Annotated in this window: 22 protein-coding genes; 17 read left to right on the top strand and 5 right to left on the bottom strand. The window is 33.2% G+C overall.

What is annotated here, in order from left to right:
- The first annotated feature begins 44 nt into the window (after positions 1 to 44).
- The 6 genes from rlmD to SJY43_RS14310 all read left to right on the top strand — a co-directional run bounded on the left by rlmD (position 45) and on the right by SJY43_RS14310 (position 6,083).
- Positions 45 to 1,460: a 23S rRNA (uracil(1939)-C(5))-methyltransferase RlmD gene (gene rlmD / locus SJY43_RS14285; RefSeq protein ID WP_396601418.1), complete on the top strand. Its 1,416-nt coding sequence runs from the start codon at positions 45 to 47 to the stop codon at positions 1,458 to 1,460.
- Between the two features lie 76 nt (positions 1,461 to 1,536).
- The gene (locus SJY43_RS14290) at positions 1,537 to 2,094 is read left to right on the top strand and encodes a DUF6452 family protein (protein WP_396601419.1); all 558 of its coding nucleotides are present in this window, start codon (positions 1,537 to 1,539) and stop codon (positions 2,092 to 2,094) included.
- Entirely contained in the window at positions 2,060 to 2,857 is a 798-nt protein-coding gene (locus SJY43_RS14295) for a DUF6048 family protein (RefSeq protein WP_396601420.1), read from the top strand. Before SJY43_RS14290 ends, SJY43_RS14295 begins: the two co-directional genes overlap by 35 nt.
- Before the next feature lie 148 nt (positions 2,858 to 3,005).
- Positions 3,006 to 3,671 (top strand): hypothetical protein, encoded by a 666-nt coding sequence (locus tag SJY43_RS14300; RefSeq protein ID WP_396601421.1) that lies wholly within the window; start codon positions 3,006 to 3,008, stop codon positions 3,669 to 3,671.
- A 48-nt stretch (positions 3,672 to 3,719) separates the two neighbouring features.
- Positions 3,720 to 4,736, top strand: a complete 1,017-nt coding sequence (locus SJY43_RS14305; protein WP_396601422.1) for a tetratricopeptide repeat protein — start codon at positions 3,720 to 3,722, stop codon at positions 4,734 to 4,736.
- Between the two features lie 27 nt (positions 4,737 to 4,763).
- Complete coding sequence (locus SJY43_RS14310) at positions 4,764 to 6,083, top strand: DUF2314 domain-containing protein (RefSeq protein ID WP_396601423.1); 1,320 nt, start codon at positions 4,764 to 4,766, stop codon at positions 6,081 to 6,083.
- Between the two features lie 12 nt (positions 6,084 to 6,095).
- Here the strand turns inward: SJY43_RS14310 and SJY43_RS14315 are convergent, their stop codons facing one another.
- Positions 6,096 to 6,569 (bottom strand): OsmC family protein, encoded by a 474-nt coding sequence (locus tag SJY43_RS14315; protein WP_396601424.1) that lies wholly within the window; start codon positions 6,567 to 6,569, stop codon positions 6,096 to 6,098.
- Positions 6,570 to 6,730: 161 nt separating this feature from the next.
- On the opposite strand from SJY43_RS14315, the gene SJY43_RS14320 reads away from it, so the two are divergent.
- Together SJY43_RS14320 and SJY43_RS14325 are read left to right on the top strand one after the other, a co-directional pair.
- Positions 6,731 to 7,933 carry a hypothetical protein gene (locus SJY43_RS14320; RefSeq protein WP_396601425.1) on the top strand — a complete coding sequence of 401 codons (1,203 nt, stop codon included), beginning with the start codon at positions 6,731 to 6,733 and terminating at the stop codon, positions 7,931 to 7,933.
- A gap of 282 nt (positions 7,934 to 8,215) precedes the next feature.
- Positions 8,216 to 8,728, top strand: coding sequence for a 3'-5' exonuclease (locus SJY43_RS14325; protein ID WP_396601426.1), 513 nt, complete (start codon positions 8,216 to 8,218; stop codon positions 8,726 to 8,728).
- A gap of 112 nt (positions 8,729 to 8,840) precedes the next feature.
- On the opposite strand, the gene SJY43_RS14330 is transcribed toward SJY43_RS14325, so the two are convergent.
- Positions 8,841 to 10,004 (bottom strand): class I SAM-dependent RNA methyltransferase, encoded by a 1,164-nt coding sequence (locus SJY43_RS14330; protein ID WP_396601427.1) that lies wholly within the window; start codon positions 10,002 to 10,004, stop codon positions 8,841 to 8,843.
- A gap of 350 nt (positions 10,005 to 10,354) precedes the next feature.
- On the opposite strand from SJY43_RS14330, the gene SJY43_RS14335 reads away from it, so the two are divergent.
- The 3 genes from SJY43_RS14335 (at position 10,355) to SJY43_RS14345 (ending at position 12,470) form a co-directional block, all read left to right on the top strand.
- Positions 10,355 to 11,086, top strand: coding sequence for a class I SAM-dependent methyltransferase (locus SJY43_RS14335; RefSeq protein WP_396601428.1), 732 nt, complete (start codon positions 10,355 to 10,357; stop codon positions 11,084 to 11,086).
- A 141-nt stretch (positions 11,087 to 11,227) separates the two neighbouring features.
- Positions 11,228 to 11,902, top strand: a complete 675-nt coding sequence (locus SJY43_RS14340; protein ID WP_396601429.1) for a ZIP family metal transporter — start codon at positions 11,228 to 11,230, stop codon at positions 11,900 to 11,902.
- Positions 11,903 to 12,041: 139 nt separating this feature from the next.
- Positions 12,042 to 12,470 (top strand): DUF4268 domain-containing protein, encoded by a 429-nt coding sequence (locus SJY43_RS14345; RefSeq protein WP_396603418.1) that lies wholly within the window; start codon positions 12,042 to 12,044, stop codon positions 12,468 to 12,470.
- A gap of 270 nt (positions 12,471 to 12,740) precedes the next feature.
- On the opposite strand, the gene SJY43_RS14350 is transcribed toward SJY43_RS14345, so the two are convergent.
- The gene (locus SJY43_RS14350; RefSeq protein ID WP_396601430.1) at positions 12,741 to 13,232 is read right to left on the bottom strand and encodes a GNAT family N-acetyltransferase; all 492 of its coding nucleotides are present in this window, start codon (positions 13,230 to 13,232) and stop codon (positions 12,741 to 12,743) included.
- Positions 13,233 to 13,403: 171 nt separating this feature from the next.
- On the opposite strand from SJY43_RS14350, the gene SJY43_RS14355 reads away from it, so the two are divergent.
- Genes SJY43_RS14355 through SJY43_RS14365 form a run of 3 tightly spaced genes read left to right on the top strand, consistent with a single transcriptional unit; the run spans position 13,404 to position 17,386 of the window.
- Positions 13,404 to 15,212, top strand: a complete 1,809-nt coding sequence (locus tag SJY43_RS14355; protein WP_396601431.1) for a DUF1800 family protein — start codon at positions 13,404 to 13,406, stop codon at positions 15,210 to 15,212.
- 6 nt (positions 15,213 to 15,218) lie between these two features.
- Complete coding sequence (locus SJY43_RS14360; protein WP_396601432.1) at positions 15,219 to 16,634, top strand: DUF1501 domain-containing protein; 1,416 nt, start codon at positions 15,219 to 15,221, stop codon at positions 16,632 to 16,634.
- The gene (locus SJY43_RS14365) at positions 16,631 to 17,386 is read left to right on the top strand and encodes a T9SS type A sorting domain-containing protein (protein ID WP_396601433.1); all 756 of its coding nucleotides are present in this window, start codon (positions 16,631 to 16,633) and stop codon (positions 17,384 to 17,386) included. Before SJY43_RS14360 ends, SJY43_RS14365 begins: the two co-directional genes overlap by 4 nt.
- A gap of 7 nt (positions 17,387 to 17,393) precedes the next feature.
- Here the strand turns inward: SJY43_RS14365 and SJY43_RS14370 are convergent, their stop codons facing one another.
- Together SJY43_RS14370 and SJY43_RS14375 are read right to left on the bottom strand one after the other, a co-directional pair.
- Positions 17,394 to 18,020 (bottom strand): hemolysin III family protein, encoded by a 627-nt coding sequence (locus tag SJY43_RS14370; RefSeq protein ID WP_396601434.1) that lies wholly within the window; start codon positions 18,018 to 18,020, stop codon positions 17,394 to 17,396.
- Positions 18,021 to 18,698, bottom strand: a complete 678-nt coding sequence (locus SJY43_RS14375) for a DUF4294 domain-containing protein (RefSeq protein WP_396601435.1) — start codon at positions 18,696 to 18,698, stop codon at positions 18,021 to 18,023.
- A gap of 292 nt (positions 18,699 to 18,990) precedes the next feature.
- On the opposite strand from SJY43_RS14375, the gene SJY43_RS14380 reads away from it, so the two are divergent.
- The 3 genes from SJY43_RS14380 to SJY43_RS14390 all read left to right on the top strand — a co-directional run bounded on the left by SJY43_RS14380 (position 18,991) and on the right by SJY43_RS14390 (position 23,712).
- Positions 18,991 to 19,965 (top strand): DUF6624 domain-containing protein, encoded by a 975-nt coding sequence (locus SJY43_RS14380; RefSeq protein ID WP_396601436.1) that lies wholly within the window; start codon positions 18,991 to 18,993, stop codon positions 19,963 to 19,965.
- Between the two features lie 387 nt (positions 19,966 to 20,352).
- A complete protein-coding gene (locus SJY43_RS14385) occupies positions 20,353 to 21,441 on the top strand; it encodes a M42 family metallopeptidase (protein ID WP_396601437.1) in 1,089 nt (362 codons plus the stop codon).
- 114 nt (positions 21,442 to 21,555) lie between these two features.
- Complete coding sequence (locus SJY43_RS14390) at positions 21,556 to 23,712, top strand: gliding motility-associated C-terminal domain-containing protein (protein WP_396601438.1); 2,157 nt, start codon at positions 21,556 to 21,558, stop codon at positions 23,710 to 23,712.
- The last annotated feature ends 11 nt before the right edge of the window (positions 23,713 to 23,723 follow it).

The following is a 23,723-nucleotide window of genomic DNA, read 5'->3' on the forward strand; positions in this document are numbered from 1 at the left end:
GAAATAATATCATATTAATTTATTGTGATTGTTATTTTTGCAGCATGTCTAGAAGAAGTAAACAAAGAAAACAAGTTTTTGAAAATGTAGAAGTTATTGATACTGCTGCAAAAGGTAAAACCGTAGCGAAGGCACCAGATGGAAGAGTCATTTTTCTATCTAATGCTGTTCCTGGCGACGTGGTTGATGCACAATCTTTTAAAAAGCGTAAGGCTTATTTTGAAGCAAAAGCTACAGTTTTCCATAAACTATCAGACAAAAGAACAGAACCTGCTTGCGAGCATTTTGGAACTTGTGGTGGTTGCAAATGGCAAAATATGGGTTATGAGCATCAACTATTTTACAAGCAAAAGGAAGTTACTAATAACTTAATACGAATTGGACATATTGAATTACCAGAGGTTACACCTATTCTAGGTTCAGCTGAACAGTATTTTTATAGAAACAAAATGGAATTCTCTTTTAGTGATAGCCGTTGGTTAACGTTAGAAGAAATTCAATCAGATGAAGATTTAGGAGATAGAAATGCCCTTGGTTTTCACATTCCGGGTATGTGGGATAAAATTCTTGATGTTAAAAAATGTCATTTACAAGCAGATCCATCAAACGCGATTAGAAATGCTGTTAAGACGTTTGCTATTGAAAACGATTTAGAGTTTTTTAATACAAGAAACCAAACGGGTTTACTTAGAACCATGATGATAAGAACATCTACAACTGGAGATGTTATGGTGATGATTCAGTTTTTTAAAGAAGATAAAGTTAAACGTGAGTTAATACTCGATTATATTGCTGAGACCTTTCCGCAAATAACGTCATTACAATACGTTGTTAACGGAAAAGCCAACGATACTATTTACGATCAAGAAGTGATTTGCTATAAAGGCAACGATCATATTTTTGAAGAAATGGAAGGCTTAAAGTTTAAAATTAACGCGAAATCTTTTTACCAAACAAACTCCAAACAAGCTTTCGAGCTTTATAAAATAACAAGAGATTTTGCTGGTTTAACAGGAAACGAATTGGTTTACGATTTATATACAGGTACCGGAACCATTGCGCAATTTGTTGCAAAACAAGCCAGCAAAGTAATTGGTGTAGAATCTGTTCCAGACGCTATTACTGCTGCAAAAGAAAATGCACAATTAAACAGCATAAATAACGTTGAATTCTTTGTTGGAGATATGAAACATGTTTTTAATAATGAATTTATTGAAGCACATGGGCAACCAGATGTTATTATAACAGATCCACCAAGAGATGGCATGCATAAAGATGTTGTACAACAAATTCTAAACATTGCTCCAAAACGCGTGGTTTATGTAAGTTGTAATAGTGCAACTCAAGCAAGAGATTTAGCTTTAATGGATGCACAATATAAAGTAGTAAAAACTCAAGCTGTAGATATGTTTCCGCAAACGTTTCATGTTGAAAATGTTGTACTTTTGGAACATCGATAGTTTAAATTAATAAAGTGATTCTAAACTCAACCATATGTAGTTAAGTTTAAATAAAAGAATCTTTTCAAAATAAAAAATGAAGTATTTTAAAGTTTTAATAATTCCAATTTTATTGATAGCTGCGCTCTCAATAAGTTGCGAACGTGACGATATTTGTCCAGAATCAACACCTACAACACCAAGATTAATTATTGATTTTCTTGATGCAACAGATACCGATAATACTAAAAATGTATTTGATTTAGTTGTTATTGGTGTTGATAGTGAAGATAATGTATCTGAGGATGCTCTATCAGACTATGTTTATACAGATACTGACAACGTTATTCTGCCTTTAAAAACAACAGAGAACATTACAGAATACATTCTTGTAAGCGATGCTTTTGAAAATGATAATGACACGCCCGATGATGACTCTGATGATTTTGTAGATGGTAATCAAGACCGTATACAAATAAACTACAGCCGTGAACAAGTATTTGTATCTCGAGCGTGTGGATTTAAAACCGTTTTTAAAAATGTAACGCTTACCATTGTTGACGATGGTGATAACTGGATGCTTTCTAGAGCACCTTTAACCGATAACCAATCTGTAGAAGATGAGACAACAACACACTTTAATATATCGCATTAGTAGCATAGTTTGCATGCTATTTTTCTGTGTGTTTGTTAATGCACAAAATGATAGTATTGTTGATACTATTGATGATTCTGAGACAATTAAACTTAAATATGGCCTTAGAGTTGGAGGAGATATTGGTAAACTAGCGCGTACTTTTTTAGATGATGATTATACTGGTTTTGAAATTATGGCAGATTATCGCTTAAAAGAAAAACTATATATAGCTGCCGAAATTGGTATTGAAGAAAAAAACACCATCAACGATTATTTAAACATTACTACAAAAGGAAGTTATATAAAAGCTGGTGTTGATTTTAATATGTATGATAATTGGTTAAACATGGATAACATGATTTATTCCGGCTTTAGAGTTGGTGCCAGTTCATTCAGTCACGATTTAAACAGCTATTCCGTTTATAGTACAGACCAATACTGGGCACCTCAATTTACATCAACCACAACACAAGAAATTACTGGTCTTACAGCAATTTGGGCAGAACTTATTTTAGGAATGAAAGCTGAGTTGTTTAACAACTTATATTTAGGTTTAAATTTGCAATTAAAGATGTCTGTTAGCCAAACCATACCTAATAATTTTGATAATGTTTACATTCCTGGGTTTGGAAAAACTTATGATAGCAGTAGTATTGGCGTTGGTTACAGTTACTTTTTAGCTTATAGAATTCCGCTTTATAAGAAGGCAAAACAATCTAAATCTGTAGAATTTACTAAACCCGATAAAGGGTCTAGACCTACACCAAGAAACAGGCCTTAAAAAATGCTATTTTAGTCTTATTTCTGCCTCACTTTTTTATTTTTAAGTATTATAAATAAGCTTACCAAGCAAGGTTTCTTACGTATTCATATTTCTTTTCTCACTATTTAGGCTATTTTAGTTTTACCAACCATAAAAAACTAAGTAAATGACCAGAGAAGAACAGCTAAAATTTTGTAAAAAATGTACAAAACGAGAACTTGACATGAAAATTGGGCTTATCTGTAATTTAACAGGTGAGATCGCTAATTTTGAAAACGAATGTAAAACATTTGAACTTGACAATACCGTTGTAGAGAGAATTGATGATGAAGAACCTGTTGAACACAACCAAGTTATACAAAAGCTTTCTGAAAAAGATATTGAACGTTTTAAATCTGAACAAAACTACCCAAAAGCATTAATTACTGGTATTTTAGTTGGACTTCTGGGCGCCATTCTTTGGGGAACAATTACAGTAGCTACTGGATATCAAATTGGTTATATGGCAATAGCAATTGGTGCAGGCGTAGGTATCTCAATGCGTTTTTTAGGTAATGGCATAGATCAAATATTTGGAATTACCGGTGGTATTATTGCTATAATAAGTTGTTTTTTAGGAAACTTCTTTAGTATTATTGGCTTTGCAGCAAACGAAGAAGGTCTTGGTTACATGGAAATACTATCAATGGTAGATTATAGCCTAGTACCAAGTATAATGATGGAAACTTTTAGCCCAATGGATTTATTCTTTTATGCAATTGCAGCATATGAAGGTTACAAATTTGCATTTAGAACCTTTACCGAAAAAGATCTTTACGAATTAGAAAATTGATTTAAATCTTCTACTTGCTTTAAATTTATATTTAAAAATATATAAAACATGAAAACATACTTATTTCTTTTAGCCATACTTTTTAATACGTTTTTTATTAATGCACAATCAACTATAGATGATTTGGTGAAAAAAGGGATTCAATACCATGATGATCAAAATTATGAGATGGCAATCAAAACTTACAAAAAAGCATTAGAATTAGACCCAAAATCAACATTAGTTAATTACGAAATATCTTTAAGCTATTTCAATAGTAAAGATTACGAAAAAGCAATCGAGTATTCTGATAATGTTTTAAAACAAAAATCTAAACATATGATGCAAGCTTATATTACAAAAGGCTCATCATTAGATGTTTTAGGAAAAACAAAAGAATCTATCAAGCTTTTTAAAAAAGCCATTAAAAGCGAAGGCGATAATTATTTGTTACATTACAACTTAGCACTTAATTACTATAAACTAAGAGATTTAGAGAATGCTGAAGTACACGTTATTAAAGCTATTGAAAACAACTCCAATCATGCAAGTAGCCATATCATGTTAGCGTATATTAACAACGAAAAAGGTAATACAGTCCAAACTTTATTGGCATTACACTATTTTTTATTTTTAGAGCCAGATTCTGGTAGATCTCTTGAAGCTTATATGCTATTAAAAGATAAATTTGGAGGCAACGTAACAAAAGATAAAGACAAACCTAATAATATAAACATTAATATATCTGCTATTGGCGCAGAATCAGATTTTGGAGCAGCAGAACTTATGGTTGGCATGCTAGAGGCATCAAAAAGTTTAGAAGAAAATAAAGGAAAAACAGAAGACGAAATGTTTATGGAAAACACAGATTCATTTTTTACTGTTTTAGGTGAACTTAAAAAAAAGAAACACAAGGGTATTTGGTGGACATTTTACACAACGTTTTTTTACGAATTAGCTAAAAGCGAACATATAGAAACTTATTGTCAATATATTAGTCAATCTGGCAATAAAGATTCAAGAGCATGGTTACAAAACAATGAGAAAAAGTTAAACGCTTTTGGTAATTGGTTAGAAAAAATATAATCATTATTAGCTTTAAAAAGATACAAAATGAAATTTAGGTTTTTAATTCTCGCGCTATTATCAATAACGCTATCATGCTCTCAGAACAAAACATCAAAAAATATTCTTTCAGACGAGACTATAATCGTTGAATATATTATCTATTATTTAGATAATGATAACGTAAACGAATCATCAGCAAAGGAAATATTTAAAAGTGATTATCCAACTTTCAAAATGCACGATACATTTCCAGATCCGGATACAATAAGAGGTAATAATGTTATCATTACAGGTGTAAAAAATATAAAAGAAGACTATCCACCTATGGACCTTGAGTATTTAAATTATACAAGTCAAGGTCTAACAGATATAGAAAAAAATAAATTACAAAGCACTAAACACGCTTTAGTTATAGATATTTCTTGTAATAAAGACGATTTAGTTTCAAGCTTAAAAAGTATTAATGATTTTGTTTATAAATTAATAAAAGATAAAGAGGCTGTTGTTTACGATTCTGAAACAAGAGAGACTGTCAGTAAAGCATTCTGGCAAGAAAAACGTTTAATTAACAACGCATCAGTTAATTTATCAAATCATATAACCATTCATTTTTATCAAAAAGATGAATTCTGTAGAGCCATAACACTTGGTATGTCAAAATTCGGACTACCAGATATTACCATCGAAAACTTATCGTGTAAATCTGGTACAGAATTAGCCAGTTTTATAAACTTAATTGCACAATCACTTTTTGAAAAACAAACACTTAATAACGAAGGTCTGTTAAGTCTTAACATTAATTCTGTAAAAAATGAGTCATTAAAAACGAGACTACTTAGTGATTTATATGAAAACGCTGAAAAACAAGCTGATGTAAAACTTATTGAGGGATCTTGGGAAGAAGGAGACCCAGAAAACAGGTTAATTGAAGTTGCATTTTCTAGCGACAACCCACAAATAGAACATAATGAAGTACTTACTAAACTGTTTGGTTTTATTGATGAAGTGTCTATGTTAAAACATGATAATGAACTTGAAGAAGCTAGTGAACGAGCTAAAACAAAAATACCCGAATTAAAAAAACAATTTTTAGGTGGCTTACCTGTAAACAGCCATCTACTAATTAAATTTCCTTTTGAAAGTACCGATGGACAAAGAGAATGGATGTGGGTTGAAATTACAAAATGGAAAGGCGATAATATTGATGGTTTACTGCAAAACGAACCAAGATTGGTTTTAGATTTAAAGGCTGGTCAAAAAGTATCTAAAAACATAAATACGATGTTTGATTATATATTATTTAAACCTGATGGCTCTCAGGAAGGCAATGAAACTGGTGAGATTATTTTGAAAAATCAAAAATAAATAGCTAACCAACTATTCTACTAATATCTCCGCATAGTGTTCTATAGGGAAGTTACAAGAATTAGCAATAAAACATAAGTTATTGGCCTTTGTATGCAACGCTTTAGCAAGTTCTATTTGCGATGCATCTTTTATAGTAACCACAGGTTTTAAAGTAACTTTTGTAAAACGACCACTACCCGATGCTTCTACATCTAAAAAAGCTTCGGCTGTATCAGAATAACTTAAAACTTCAATGTTGTTTTGCGAACAAACGTATAAATAAGACATCATATGGCACGATGCTAAAGCAGACAACAATAAATCTTCTGGGTTATAAAGGGTTTCATCGCCTCTAAAGGGTTTGGCTGCCGATACTTCTAAAGGTATTTTTTTATTAGCAATGCTAACCACATGGTTTCTACTAAAACTTTTTGGATTTTGTGTGGTTTCATTTTTACCTATTTGCCAGTTTACTGTGGCTTTAAAAGTGTGTTTGAATGTCATATTTTTTTTTCTTAAAGTTACGGAATCACTTTGTTTCTTGTTGATAAATACGTAAAAGTACGTATTGCTTTTTAAGTCAGAAAATTCTAACTTCGCTTATCAATCGATATCTTCATTGAAACGGAACGATATCTTAACGTTGGCAACAAGCTGAAAAAACTATGAGAGGAAACGTATTCAACAAATATTTTTTATCTGACTACATAAGTAACGTTGGAAAAGTGCTTTCAAATGAAATAGATTCACTAGAAATAACTGATACAACTGACTTATATCTTCTAACAGAAAATCTTGAATTAAAATATACTATTCAACCAATAGAACTACTTGAAGCAATTCCATCAAAACCCAAAGAGACAACACGAAAAATTCAAAATCATTGGGGAGAGACCTACGAACAAAAAGTTTTTGAAATTTTTGTAAAAATTCCGTTTAACGGACAAAGAGAATTATTTGACTGTTTCCCATCTACTTCTGGAATCGTATATTTGGATAAAGGTGTTAATATTAACAGAAGCGATATAACAGCAACTATAACCCTTGATAACCTAGATGCTACGAAATTTAATTCTGCTGTTTCGAAAATAAAATCAGAATTAAATAGAAATATCCCAAGAATAAATAGCGAAATAGAACCTTGGAACAAAGGTTTATCCCAACTAATAACACGACTTATTGAAAACCGTAAAGGTGTGGTTTCTGAAAAAATGGATTTTATGAAAGCTATAGGATTGAATGTAAATCCTCATTCTGACTCTTTCGTAGCATCAAAACCAGTAGTTAGAAAAAACATTCCAAAACCTGTTTCAGAAACTTCAAAAAGAAAAGACATAACACCTTACTTGCAAGAACAGGTTTATAATGACATCAAAGAAATAATTTATAATGTTGGTAAATCAATAGAAAGAAAACAATCTTTATATAAAGGAAAACACGAAGAAGATTTAAGGGATGTTTTTTTGTTATTTCTAGAAACAAGATATGATTCAACTACTGGAGTTGGGGAAGCTTTTAATAAAAAGGGAAAAACAGATATTTTACTCAAATATGCAAATGACGGAACTAACTTATTCGTTGCAGAATGTAAGTTTTGGAAAGGAAAAAAAAGTCTTTTATCTGCTATTGACCAATTATTAGGCTATTTAACTCATCGTGACTCAAAAACAGCTTTGATGATGTTTGTAAATCAAAATGAGATAACAAGCGTCATGGAAACTGCAAAAAAAGAAATTAAAGAACATTCTAATTTTAAAAGATTTGTGAATGACAGTTATGAATCCTCATTTAGTTATGAATTTACTTTACCTGAAGATTCAAAAAAAATTATACAAATTGAATTAATGTTCTTTCATTTTCCGAAATAAGTAAAACAAAGCCAGTTGCCAACACCGTGTATAATTCATTGCTAGTTCTAGCTTACTTACGAAAGTCCTCGCGGACTTTCTATCTGTGATTTATTTGCTAACTTTAGTGCTTAAACCACGCAACGAAATCATACACAAACACGATAAGCGGAATCGCAAATTCTAATACTTCCTTCGAATCGTTTAGCTCATAACAGAAGTCAAATTATCTAAGAAATTATGGTTATCATTAAAACCAAATAACCAACATAAACCTGTAACTTTACGTTTAAAACCAAAGTTATGCCCAACACCTTCGCTGCTATAGATTTTGAGACCGCAAAAGGACACCACATTTGCTCGGTTGGAATTGTAACCTTTAAAGATGGTGTTATAGTTGATGAGTTTCATGCCTTAATACAACCACCAAACAACGATTATAATTGGCACAACCAACAAGTACATGGTATTACCGAAGATGATACTAGATTTTCGCCCAACTTTAGAGGCGTATATCCAGAAATTAAAAAACGTATTTCTGGTATTGTAACTGTAGCACACAATGAGTCTTTTGATAGAACCGTGTTACTAAAAACTATGAAAGATTATAATATTCCGCAGTCCGATTTAACTATGCAAGAGCGTTGGGAATGCACACTTAAAATTTACCGTAAAAAAGGATATAAACCTGCAAAGCTGGATGCTTGTTGCAAAGTGCATAATATTGCTTTAAAACATCATGATGCATTATCTGATGCGCGTGCTTGTGGCAAGTTGTTTTTAATTGCTCAGTTTGAACGTTTGCCATTGTTTTAGAAATCACAAAAGGTAACTCATATTATGAGATTCCTCCTTTCGTCGGAATGACAAGTTGTATTAATATGATTCCTGCCGAAGTTTATCTTGAGTCTAATCGAAAGACAGGTATTTAATCCTTATTCATGTATTTCCCCTTCTTACTACCTTCGTACATCACATACTTTACCAAACGCGATTCTAGTTTCGCATTAAAGAGTTGTATTTTTCTTGATGGACGCAAACCTACATGCTTTAAAGCATCTAAATTTGAGGTAATAAACCAAGCATCTGTGCCTGGATAATTTTGTTTAAGTGTATCGCCTATATTGGCGTAGAACTCTTCCATATCGATATTTAAACGCTCGCCATAAGGTGGGTTAAATACCATGTGCAGTTTGTTTTCGCCTGGTTTTCTAGTTTTAAAGAAATCTTCGTGTCTTACCTCAATAAAATCGTCTAGCTGAGCGTTTTTAACATTATCTATAGCTTTTGAAACCGCACTTGGAGCTTTATCGTATCCTATAATTTTATGATGAAAATCGCGTGTTTTACCAAGTAATGATTCTTCAATTTTTTCGAAAAGCTCGACATCCCAATCGTTCCAACGTTCGAAAGCAAATTCTTTTCGCATTAGGTTTGGAGGTATGTTACAGGCTATCATGGCAGCTTCTACTAGCATGGTTCCAGAACCGCACATAGGGTCCATAAAATCGGTTTGTCCATCCCAACCCGACAGCATGATTAAACCTGCGGCCAACACTTCGTTTATTGGCGCAATGTTAGTTGCGGTTTTATAACCACGTTTATGCAGAGAATCGCCAGAGGAGTCTAAAGAAATTGTACAACGTCGACGATCTATATGTACATTTATTTTAAGATCTGGGAATTTCAAGTCTACATTTGGACGTTGTCCATCGGTTTCTCTAAATTTATCGACAATGGCATCTTTTGTTTTTTGTGCGATATATAGCGAGTGTGTAAACAAATCGGAATGTATAGTCGCATCTATAGCTAAAGACCCTGTAGGTTTTAAGTATTGCGACCAATCCATAGCATAGATTTTATTGTATAAATCTTGCTCGCTATTTACATTAAACGAATGGATGGGTTTTAAAATCTTAACTGCTGTACGCAACGCTAAATTGCATTTATACATAAAGCCTTTATCGCCGGAAAAAGAAACGTTTCGCACGCCCTTTTTTACGTACATGGCGCCTAGTTGTGTTAGCTCTTTTTCTAATAAATCTTCGAAGCCAAATAAGGTTTTGGCAACCATGTTGAAATTTTCTCCCATTTTTTTCGTCTACAGTACTAATAATAGATTGCAAAAATAACGTAATTTTGCGGCAAACGTAAAGTTTATACCAATTCTGATTTAAAATTGCTTAAATAAAACACAGCAATTTTTTGCATTAGCGAAAAAGAAAGCGCAAACATGGCCTTAGCTATGGTTAAGTTTTATTTTGAAGCATAAGTAAAAAAGGGCAAATTTTAGTAAGTATTTTTAAGTTGGAAATGGTATTTTTGATAATTCGGGTTAAGGATTGACGTGGAAAGCCCACAGCTCCCTTTTTTAGGAGCGAGGACTTGTAACAAAAAGCCTGACCGCCGAACATTTCTCGGGGGTAACCCCCAAATAACACTATGGCTAACAACACTACTACTTGGTTTACTTCTTGGTTTGACACACCATTTTACCACATTTTATATAAAGATAGAAACGATACAGAGGCGCATGCGTTTATGGATACGCTTACCAATTATTTAAATATTCCAGAGGGTGGTACGATTTTAGATTTGGCCTGCGGAAAGGGAAGGCATGCTTTATACCTTAATAAAATTGGTTACGATGTTACGGGCGTAGATTTAAGCGAAAACAGTATTAATTTTGCAAAACAATTTGAAAACCACCGTTTACGCTTTGATGTTCACGACATGTGTAAACCCTACCACAAAGAGTTTGATGCGGTTTTTAATTTGTTTACCAGTTTTGGTTATTTTGAGGATGATAACGATAATTTAAAGACCATAAAAGCGATTAAAGCTGAAATAAATGAGTTTGGCTTTGGTGTTATTGATTTTATGAATAGTGAGTTTGTTATTGATAATTTAGTACCCGAAGAGCTAAAAACGGTTGATGGCATTGATTTTTATTTAAAACGCTATGTGGAAGACGGATATATTATAAAAGATATTACTTTTACGGCCGATGATAAATTATATAATTTCCAAGAGCGTGTGCGTGGTTTTACATTAGCTGATTTTGAATTGCTTTTTGAACAGGCTGGCGTATATTTATTAGAGGTTTTTGGCGATTATAAACTTAGTAAGTTTAGTGCAAAAACATCGGAACGATTAGTAATGATTTTTAAATAGAGCAATAATTGCCATTTTATTATTATCACTCATGCGAATTGTTATGCCTACTCTTGCGGGTAGATAATCGACATTTAATTATGTCTGCTCTTGCCGAGTATTATAAATTAATTTTATAAAATTGAATAGTATTTTATTTAAATGAATAAGTTTCTTTTACCTTTATTAGCAGTTGTTTTGGGCTTTTTTCTAGCCTTTATTACTAAAAAGCAGAAGTCTTGGAACACCAAGCTCCTACTCTCTTTTAGCGGTGCTTTTTTATTAGCGTTAACACTTTTTGAATTGCTGCCCGAAGTTTATGACCATTTAGAAACTAAAAAAACTGGACTCTTAATTATGTGTGGTATTATGCTGCAAATTGTTTTGGAGTTATTCTCTAAAGGCGCAGAGCATGGGCATGTACACATACATAAAGATGAAACGGCTTTCCCATGGTTATTGTTTATTAGCTTATGTATTCATAGTTTTTTAGAAGGCTTTTCTATTCACGATCACAACGATATGGTATATGGTGTTTTGGTTCATAAAATTCCCATTGCGACCCTAATTACTATGTTTTTATTACAGTCAAATTACACTAAAGTACAAATTGGAAGTTTTTTAATAGCATTTGCTTTAATGACACCTTTAGGAACTTGGATTTCGCATAACGCACCTTTTATTGCCGATTATACACATGCTATAAATGCGGTTGTTATTGGTATATTTTTCCATATATCGACCACCATTTTGTTTGAAAGTGGTGATGGGCACAAGTTTAATTTATCGAAGTTTATTTCGATAATACTTGGTGTTGGTGTGGCTTATTTGATATAAAAAAGCCTTTCCCTAACCCTTTCCACGGGAAAGGGAACTGTAACGAAAAAAGGAAGAATTAAAAATGAGTTTAAATTATAACGAGTAATCACACAAGAGTGTCTCCTTCCCCATGGGAAGGAATAAGGATGGGCTTTACATGTTTAGCAAAGAAGAATCACGCATATTAAGAGAAGAATTTTGGACCAGCTTTGGAAAATCGTTTCCACGTAAATGGGTTTTGTATGATACCAAGCTGAAAGGTTTAAGCTTTAAATTTCATTTTGATAATAGAACCGCTTTAGTAGCTTTAGATTTAGAAGACGATTTAGAACACCGCATTAAGTACTGGGAAAAACTACTGGCTTTAAAATCTATTCTTTTAGATGATTATCTTCCTGATGCTATTTTTGAGGAAGAATATTTTTTAGACAATAAAAAAGAGATTTCTAGAATATACCTGCCCTTAGAGCAAAAAGTATCTATCCATAACAAAAACTCGTGGCGCGATGTTATGGTGTTTTTTAATACTAATATGAGTTTGTTTGAATCTTTTTTTGAAGAATATAAAGAGATTATTGAAGGGTGATATTTATTTTTGATTTACGATTTACTATTGACGATTTAGGATTTTTGATAAATAAAAACTGAAAAAGTTATAAGGATTATTTCATAGAGTCGCACAAAGAACCGCAGAGTTTCACAGAGAATTTATTTTTAACCAACAAAATTTTAGTTTTTAATTTAGAATTATAGACATGAAAAATCCTCATTTTTCTCTGGGTATCTCTGTGAAAACTCGGAGATTCTCTGTGAAATTTTTAATAAAGAACGAAACAACCGAGATGGAAACAGGAAACTACAGGTTTTTAACCATCTGATAATCATCCATAACAAACCCGTTTCCAATATCTGCTACAATTGGTCCAACATTATCAAATCCTAGTTTTTCATAAGCTTTAATAGAATTTGTGTTATGAATATTTACGGTTAACCTTATTTTTTTTAGCTGATACGATTTGGCTTTATTTTCAACAAATTGCATAGTTGCCTTCCCTATTTTTTTGCCTCTATAATTACTCAAAACATATATTTTGCTTAAAAACAAACTGTCTGTTTCTTGTTTTATGGAAATATAGCCAACAGGAATTTTATTATAAAACATCGAAAAATATTCGAAACCATCTTTCACTTGACTTTCAATAGCTTTTGCCGATTGAAATTTGTCTAACATATAATCTATTTGCGGTTTTCCAACTATAGGAATGTAATGTTCTCGCCAAATAGTATCTGCTAAAGTTTCAATTTGGAGATAATCTTTGGTTGATGTGGCAATTTCAATTTTAATCATATTCACATTTAAAAATTGAAATTATGAAATAAAAGTTTATGATAGAAGTTATATTCAAAGTATTTACCATTCATCGAAAAATAATGCTATCTATCTGATTTTTAACTATATTTGATTGTTTACCTGACTGATTAACCTACATAATCAATAGTAAATTTAAAAGATTTCAACATGAAGAACCCCATACTCTGCTTCTTATTGTGTTTTCCTATTTGTTTCTTTTCGCAACAACACACAGATTATTTAGGTGCTGGGCATAGCAATGGTATAACTGTAACTTCTAGTAGTCAAGAAAACCGATTAGATTGGGATGAAATTGCCAGCGCAGATAATACAATTAACGGTTCAGGGTTGGATGCTCGCCTGCTAGAAACTTCTCGTTTTTTAGCTCAAGCTACTTTTGGTACCGATTTAAACTATATAAAAACAGTTTCTGAAAACACTTTTGAAGATTGGATTGATAATCAATTTGATTTAAACTCACCATCAATGGGCGAACTTACGCAAACCATATACGATGAGGCTTTAGCAAGATTTATAGCAAACGGTGGTGCTGAAGATGATTACTTTGGCCCGTATTGGCCACATTTTCAATATGCGTGGTGGGAAAGTAATATTGGTAACCAAGATTTGCTAAGACAACGTATTGCTTTGGCTTTAAGTGAAATTATGGTGATTTCTTTCAACTCCAATATTGGCGATTATGGTGTTGGATTAGGCGATTATTATGATGTTTTAAAAGATAATGCCTTTGGGAATTTTAAAAACCTTTTAAAAGATATGACTTTACACCCAATGATGGGTATTTATTTAAGTCATTATAATAACCCAAAAAGTGACCCTGACGAAAACAGGTATCCTGATGAGAATTTTGCTAGAGAAATTATGCAATTATTTACTATTGGGCTTTATGAATTAAACCAAAATGGTAGTTATGTTTTAGATGGTAGTGGTGATCGGGTTCCTACTTACAATAATGATGATATAAAAGAATTTGCCAAAATTTTCACGGGGCTTGGTCCTGCCGATGTTATGGAAAACCCTTGGGGTGTAACGCCACAATTTGGAGTTGGGCAATACTTAGCAATAAAAGATATTCCTATGGCCATGTATGATGACTATCATGAACCCGGAGAAAAACATTTACTGAATGGTCAAGTTGTGCCAAGTGGGCAATCGGGCATGCAAGACATAGAATCTGCTATCGACAATTTATTTAATCATCAAAATGTTGGTCCGTTTATAGCCTTACGCCTTATTCAACAATTAGTTAAATCTAACCCTTCGCCAGCCTATATTTCTAGAGTTAGTGGAGCTTTTAATAACACAAAAGGTGTTAGAGGTGATATGAAAGCAGTAATAAAGGCTATTTTATTAGATGATGAAGCTAGAAATTGTAGTTGGATAGATAACCCAAGAAGCGGAAAATTAATAGAACCTATGATGCGTTATTTTAATGTAGCCAGGCAACTAGATTTAGATAATGACGCAGGCGAAAACTGGAATGTTGGCTATAATTTTTATGAAGCTACTGGACAATTGCCATTGGCCGCTCCGCATGTATTCAACTTTTTTTTACCAGCTTATGTGCCAAACTCAGAGTTTACAAGTGCCAATTTAGTAGGCCCAGAATTTGAAATTCATAATTCGGCAACAAGTATAGACTATATAAATGAAGTCGATTTATGGACGTTTCCGCAATATTACTCCGTTCTAAACACCTGGGATTTAGATATGGAAGGCCGCCCGTTAGATTTTGAAGCCTTAAAATATTATGCAAAAGATAGTGAAGTACTCATAAATCAATTAGATAAATTGTTTACACGTGGGCAATTATCAGATGAAACCAAACAACTTATCGTTAATGCCATTGACCCGATTACTTATGATTGGAATGAAGATTTTCTTTATACCGATGTAAGAGTAAAAATGGCCTTATACCTCATACTTATAAGTCCAGATTATACCGTACTTAAATAACCTAAAATGACAAAGCATAAAAAACACATATCAAGAAGAAAATTTATTGGTGACTCCTGTGCTGCTTTAGGTTACACCACCCTCTTCTCTTCTTTAATAAACTTGAAGGCTATGGCTGCAAGTGCCATGGATAACTCATCACTTATCACATTTGGTGGCGATTATAAAGCTATGGTATGCGTGTTACTAGGTGGCGGAAACGATTCGTTTAACATGCTTATTCCAAAAGGTAATACAGAGTATAACGAATATGCCACCACAAGATCCAATTTAGCTATTCCTCAGAATGATGTTCTACAAATAAACCCAAATACCACAGATGGCAGAACGTTTGGAATACATCCATCCATGCCAGATGTGCAGCAACTATTTGAGAATGGGAATTTAGCTTTTCTATCTAATGTTGGTACGCTTATAGAACCATCAAGTAGAACAGATATATTAAGCGGTGCTGTTAAAACGCCTTTAGGCTTGTTTTCGCATGCCGATCAAATCCAGCAATGGCAAACAGGGCGGCCACACGAAAGAACCAATACGGGTTGGGGAGGGAAAATTGCAGATTTAGTGCAATCCATGAATTCCAATCAAAATATTTCAATGAATATCTCCTTGCAGGGTAGCAATATTTTTCAACGTGGTGATAACATTACACCTTATGCAATAAGTAATAATGGAAGTATTGGTATTAATGGTTATGGTGAATCAGGACATTTTAATGAACTTAAAACCGCAGCATTAAATACCATGTTGGAGCGAGATTATCAAGATGTTTTTAAGAACGCCTATAAAAATACGATCAAAACATCAAACGATGCTAATTTAGAATTTCAGGCAGCAATTGATGCTATTTCAGATTTTAGCACCATACTTCCAGAGTATAATAATTTAGCTGCTCAATTTAGAATGGTTGCTAAAACCATTGCATCTAGAGATACTTTAGGTTTTTCTAGGCAGATATTTTTTGTTCAAATTGGTGGTTGGGATCATCATGACGAACTTCTAATAAACCAAAGTAACAAATTAGCTGAAGTTAATGCAGCCTTAAAATACTTTAATGATGTGATGACGGAGTTGAATGTAAATGATTGTGTAACCACATTTAGTGTTTCAGATTTTGCAAGAACACTAACATCAAACGGTAACGGAACAGATCATGCTTGGGGTGGCAATACCTTTATGATGGGTGCTGCCGTTAACGGAAAAGATATATATGGAACTTACCCTAGTTTAGATTTAACTAGCGACCAAATAATTGATGGTAGCGTACTTATACCAACAACAGCTGCCGATTTATATATGGCAGAATTAGCCTTATGGTTTGGTGTTCCGGCATCTGAGCTTGCTACAATTCTTCCAAATATTTCTAATTTTTATGATACTGCTTCTGGAGTTTCTCCATTAGGATTTATGAATATGTCATGATGAAAACACGAAATATATACATATTGCTACTTGCTTTTTTGAGTTTTCAACTCACTCAAGCACAATGCTATCCGGATAGACACAGCACCAACTGGTTTGACGGTTGGGTATCTTGTGATATGTCACAAAACCCAATAACATCTTACGGAGAAACTCATTGGATTATGTACGATTTAGGATATGAGTATATTTTAAATAAGACCCAATTTTGGAATGCCAACGAACCAAAAAACCTAGACTACGGCATTCAAGAATTTAATTTAGACTATTCGCTAGATGGTGTTACTTGGACTAATGTTGGCACATTTAATATGACACAAGCCTCTGGCCTATCTACTTATGAAGGTGATGAAGGCCCAGATTTTGATTCCGCGAAAGCGCGCTATGTATTAATTACACCAAACTCAAACTATGGCGGAAACTGCTATGGCTTAAGTGAATTAAAAATATCGATTACAGATCCGTTTTTAGTTATTGATGAAAAAGATGGTTTTAACGCCTCAATATATCCAAATCCTTTTGTAAACAATATTTCCTTAAGAGTTGCAGCTTTAGATGAAAGTACACCTTTAGAATATACGCTTTACGATATTTTGGGTCGAGCTATAATTAGTAATCGTTTAACTATGGCTGCAGATACAGATACTTATGAATTAGCACTTAATGGCGACAATTTACATATAGGTATTTACATTTTAAAAGTGATTCAAAACGGAAAAGAGCAGTCTTTTAAACTAATTAAAAGCAAGTAACAGGCTGTTAAATTACATACCCAAAAATCATAAAAAAGTGGCAAATAGCGCCTGCTAACACGAATAAATGCCAAATAACATGATTATATGGTATTTTTTGAACGGCATAAAAAACAATGCCAACAGTATAAGATAAACCTCCTGCAAACAGAAACAAAATACCATTATTTCCAATGGCGTTGGATAAGCTAGAAAAATCGAAAATAATTAGCCAACCCATAACTAAATACAGTAACGTGGAGAAAATTTCAAATCGCCCTGTAAAAAACAGTTTTAACACTACGCCAAAGGCTGCAATACCCCAAACCACAAAAAAGAGTGTCCAGCCTAATGTTTGCTCTAAAGAAATTAAACACACAGGCGTATACGTTCCAGCAATTAAAAAGTAAATACTTATGTGGTCTATAATTCTAAAATAATGCCTGCGCTTCTCCCCTTTAACAGCATGATAAAATGTTGATGCACTAAACAGAATAATAATAGAAATGCCATAAACAATAACACTAAATAAGCTCCAATCGGTTTTATGGGTGTTAAATACAATTAATAGTACTAACGCAGTAATACCAAGTAAAGCACCAATAGCATGTGTTATAGTATTTAGTTTTTCTTCAAATGGTGATTGAATACGCATTTACTCTGGTGTTTTTTGATGAACCCATTTATTGGTTAAATCGTAGAAATCAAAATCTATAGCTGGTTTCTGTCGGTCTAAACGTCCGCTTTGAAAATTTCGTTGTAAGATATCTTCAATTAAATAATCTTCTTTTTCATGTTCTGGATCGAACTCACGTTTTAAAGAAATATCGAACATACTGGCCGTTGTATTGTACCAAAAGGCTCTCCAACCGTTTCGCAATTCTTTAATTAAATCGAAAGCCGTAGTACCCGTTTGCCTGTGTATCAGTTTTACTAAAATCTGCCCTTCGGTTCGGGTTAGCTTTTTTAATTCTTCAGAGAATTCGCCTTCTATATATTTCTGAACACGCTTGGTGTAACGCTTCTTTTCACGGGTTTTAGTTAGCGTAAGCATACGCGCATTCATTGAGTCTAAACGTTCTGCAGCTAGTTTAGCATACGGATATACTTTTATGGTTTTACGGCGTAAAATTAAATAGCGAATTCTATCCTTTTTGCTATCAAATTTGAGTTTATGAAGCAACATCACTTCATCTAAATCTATAGATGTTCTTGGCACCGAATCGCCTTCAATAATTAGATACTTTTCAGATATAGAATCTTGCTCAATCTCGTTTATCTGAGCAAAGAGCAATAAAGGAAAAATAATAAGTATGTATTTTAAGTAGTTCATTTAACTAACATAGTATTAAACTTAAGATCCCGCCCAAAAGCGGGATTAGTTCAACTAACTATTTTTAATACGTCTTACAGACTTTTCAAAATAGAGTTTCACTAATAAATTATGGGACATTTATTATGCCAAAAATACTGAATTTCTGAAAACTAGTAACTTAAATTTGAAATTATCATAATGCTAGGCTTTGTCAGAAAAATTAGTTAAATTCGTTTAACAATCGATAAAGTTCATTGAAACGGGACTTTATCTTTGCATTGGCATACATTAAAACAAAAAACGAACATCAATGAAAAAAACTACAATTTTAGCCATTTTAGGGCTTTTAGTTTTTAATCTATCATTCGGACAAGACAGAGAAAAATATTCAGAACTAATAAAAGAAGCTTGGAATTTATATCAAACAAAAGGTTATAAACAATCCGCTGAAAAATATTCGCAAGCCTTTTCTGTTTTAGGAGATAAAAGCAATACATCGGACAGATATAATGCAGCCTGTTCTTGGGCTTTGGCGAAAGAAATCGATTCTTCTTTTGCGCAATTGATCCAAATTGCCAAGAAAGGAAATTATTCAAATTATAGACATATAACAACCGACAGCGATTTAGATAATTTACATTTGGACAAACGCTGGAGCGAAGTTCTCAAATTAGTAAAATCAAACAAAGTAAAGAAAGAAGCCAATTTTGACAAACCACTTGTTGCAATTTTAGATACTGTTTTGCAACAAGACCAAGGTCTCAGAAAACAAATAAATGAAGTAGAAAAAAAATATGGTAGAGATTCCAAAGAAATGAGAGATCATTGGAAAAAGATTGCTCAAAAAGATTCTATTAATCTAATCAAAATCCAAAAAATACTTGATGAACGAGGTTGGCTTGGACCAGATATAATCGGAAATCAAGGAAATTCAACCTTGTTTTTAGTAATTCAGCATTCTGACCTTTCTATTCAAGAAAAATATCTTCCTATGATGCGAGATGCAGTATCAAAGGGAAATGCAAGGGCAAATAGTTTAGCTTTATTAGAAGATAGGGTTGCTTTAAGTCAAGGAAATAGCCAAATATATGGTAGTCAAATATATAGTGATAAAGACGGAAAAAGATATGTTGCACCATTAATTGACCCAGAAAATGTTGATAAAAGACGAGCAGAAGTTGGACTTGGAACTTTACAAGATTATGTCTCAAGATGGAATATAGTTTGGGACGTTGAAAAGTATAAAAAGGAATTACCCGAATTAATAGCTAATCTAAAAAAATAACGTATGCCAACACCGTATAAAAAAAATTGCTAGTTTTTAGCTAAACCAAAGTTAGTTACTCGTTTACTTGCATCTGATTTTCCTTCGGAAAATCCTCGCACGCAAACACGCAACTTTCCTTATACCAGACGTTAAACGAACAACTCCAAAAAACAAATATCTTCACGATTTAAAACATAAGTTACCTGACATTCCGCGCTAGGGATTGCAAAGGAAAGCCCACAGCCTGACGAAGGAAGTGCGAGGACTTGGAATGAAAAGCCCGACCGCCTGCCCTGAGCGCAGACGAAGTGTGTGATAACGCCCAAAAAGTTTTTCATAATTAGAGCATCGTTTAACTATTCATTTACATTTTATATTATTATTTTAGTGCAAAACTTTTTATAAATGGCAAAGAAGAGCATACTTAACAAAAAGTCGATGGACTTTTTAGAAAAATATTTGAATAATGCAGCTCCAACTGGATATGAGTGGGATGGGCAAAAGCTGTGGATGGATTATTTAAAACCGTATGTAGATGAATTTATTACAGATACTTACGGTACTGCAGTTGGTGTTATAAACCCGAAGGCAAAATACAAGGTAGTTATTGAAGGGCATGCCGATGAGATTTCGTGGTATGTTAACTATATAAGTGATAACGGATTAATTTACGTGATTAGAAATGGTGGTAGTGATCACCAAATTGCACCAAGTAAGGTGGTAAACATACATACTAAAAATGGCATTGTAAAAGGTGTTTTTGGCTGGCCTGCAATACATACACGTAACAAAGCAAAGGAAGTACCACCAAAACCAGACAATATTTTTATTGATTGTGGTTGCGCTACTAAAGAAGAGGTTGAAAAACTTGGTGTGCATGTGGGTTGTGTAATTACTTACCCAGATGAGTTTCATATTTTAAATGGCGATAAATTTGTGTGTCGCGCAATTGATAACCGCATGGGTGGTTTTATGATTGCCGAAGTGGCGAGACTACTTAAAGAAAACAAAAAAGAATTACCATTTGGACTTTACGTTACTAACGCCGTGCAAGAGGAAATTGGTTTACGTGGTGCCGAAATGATTACCCAAACTATAAAACCTAATGTGGCTATTGTTACGGATGTAACACACGATACCACTACCCCAATGATTGAAAAGAAAACAGCTGGGCATTTAGAAATGGGATTAGGTCCTGTTGTGGCATATGCGCCTGCGGTACAGCAAAAATTACGTGATTTAATTACAGATACTGCTGAGGCAGAGAAAATTCCTTTCCAGAGGTCTGCATTATCTCGTGCTACCGGAACAGATACAGATGCTTTTGCTTATAGTAATGGCGGAGTGGCTTCGGCTTTAATTTCGTTACCATTACGTTACATGCATACAACGGTAGAAATGGTGCATAAAGAAGATGTAGAAAACGTTATTAAATTAATTTATGAAACATTACTTAAAATAGAAGACGGAGAAACGTTTAGCTATTTTAAATAAATACCTTATTTACTTTTCTGAGGAAAAGTTTAAAAATAGAGAACAAACGCCATTACAATTTATAAACTTTGTAGTGGCGTTTTTATATCTTGTAACAAAAAACTGCAGCTATTAATGGGCAAGTGTTTTGCACATACCAATAAACTATCATTTTATAAATCTATAGCTAGAGGTTTGTTTTTTGTGGCAATGGTTTTTCATTTTAATGTTTCTGCTCAAATTCAAAAAGAGTTTACCCCTAGGTTTAATGAGATGATAAAAGGCGATTTTACAATGATTGCCAATAATGTATTATCTAGAACCGCTACCGAAGATTATAATGGAGAAAGCGATAACCATAGTTTTCTTGACAATGTTTATGTTGATATAGATAACGATGCTTCTACCTTTAATTCGAGTAGTGCTAATTTTGTACACCCGCTACCCGATTTAACATGCTTAACCATAAAAAAAGCTTATTTATATTGGGCTGCCGCCGATAAAGAAAATGACAATGGCACAGACAACCAACCAGATTGGAATTTTAACGACATTAAATTAATGCTTCCTGGATCAAGTAGCTATGAAACATTAACTGCAGATGAAGTAATTTATAGAGGTCGAGATACGCATTTTAGTAACGACCCGTATGCATGCTTTAAAGATATTACACCTTTAGTTACAAATTTAGACAGCCCTTACGGAAGGTACCAAGTGGCTAATGTCGAAGCCCAAACAGGGTTTTTATTTCAGCATGGCTCTGGAAACACAGGAACTTCGGGTGGTTGGCAAATTGTTTATGTTTATGAAAGCCCCGAATTAGTTTCAAAAAATGTGAGCATTTTTGATGGCTACGCACATATAACTAGAACTTTTAATAATTATGATATTGATTTTTCTGGTTTTACAACCGTACCAACTGGCCCCGTAAACATAAACACCTTAATTGGCTCTCTTGAAGGAGACAGGAGTTTAGTTGGAGACCGGTTCCAAATACAAGATATTACTGATAATTTTGTAGATATAACTGCACCTTTAAGAGCCGCTGATAATTTTTTTAATAGTAGAATTACTATTGAAAATTCAAATTTTATTGATAGAAACCCGGCTAGTTTAAACACTTTAGGTTTTGATGCTGCTGTTTTTAAATTGGATAATACTGATAATGGCATTATTGGTAATAATCAAACATCCGCAACAATAAGGCTTACATCTACTCAAGAAACATATAGTTTATTTTTATTAGGCTTATCTGTTGAGGTTTGGGCGCCTAGTTTATATCCAATAACGCTAAGTTCGGCGGCTATAGATAATGTTACTAATGCAAACAACATTGTAACATTTAGTTTCTCTTTTTCTAATACAGGAAATGATAATGCGCTTAATGTTATATTTTCTGAAACCATACCATCAAACGTAGATTTTGTTTCGGCTAATAATTTACCTGATGGTGTAATGTATGATTATAACGAAAATACCAGGCTTTTACAGTTTTTTATTGAAGATGGTTTAGTAGATATTGGAGACCCATTATTGAATATTGAATTTGATTTAAGAGTGAATGATGCTTGCTACTTTCTTGAAAACACTTGTAATTTAGGTTTCGATCTTCTATTTACTGCCACTTATAATGGCGAAGAAAACCCAAATACGTTTACAACGCTAAGTTCTACTGAGCTGGATGAATGCCAACTGGGCAACCCTTTACAAATAGCCATAAATCAACCTACAGTTGATTGGGAAACGACTATTGGAAGTTTAGACAGAACTTTATCTATAGGCAACCCAAATGATTTAACAAACGCTCAAGCGCTTTTACCTGTTCCTGATAACTGTAATTTTGCTCTTACTAAAACATCTGGAGATTTTGTTCAGAATAGCGATTGTGATTATGAAGGCACATACACCAACACTTGGAATTTTACTGATGCTTGCGGACGAACCATTGAAGATTTCACACAAGTAATAACCGTGCCTTCAAACCTAGTTTTTGACGGTAGTAACATCACTATCTCTAAAGTAATTACCCCAAACCAAGACCAATGGAATGAGTACTTTACAGTTAACGAAATAAAAGGTTGTGGCTTTAAAATTGATTTAAAAATATTTAATCGTTGGGGTGCAATAGTGTATCAATCTGATGATTATCAAAATAATTGGAACGGTACTTCTAGTAAACGGGCTGTTGGATCATCAGATAAAGTTCCAACAGGTACATATTACTATATTATAAACATTATAGATAGCGGATTAAATCCCTTTATAAGTACATTTTATATTGGAACGAAATAAAACTTAATAAA

Origin of the sequence: Algibacter sp. R77976 (genome assembly GCF_044594645.1) — a bacterium.
Classification (GTDB): Bacteria; Bacteroidota; Bacteroidia; order Flavobacteriales; family Flavobacteriaceae; genus Algibacter_B.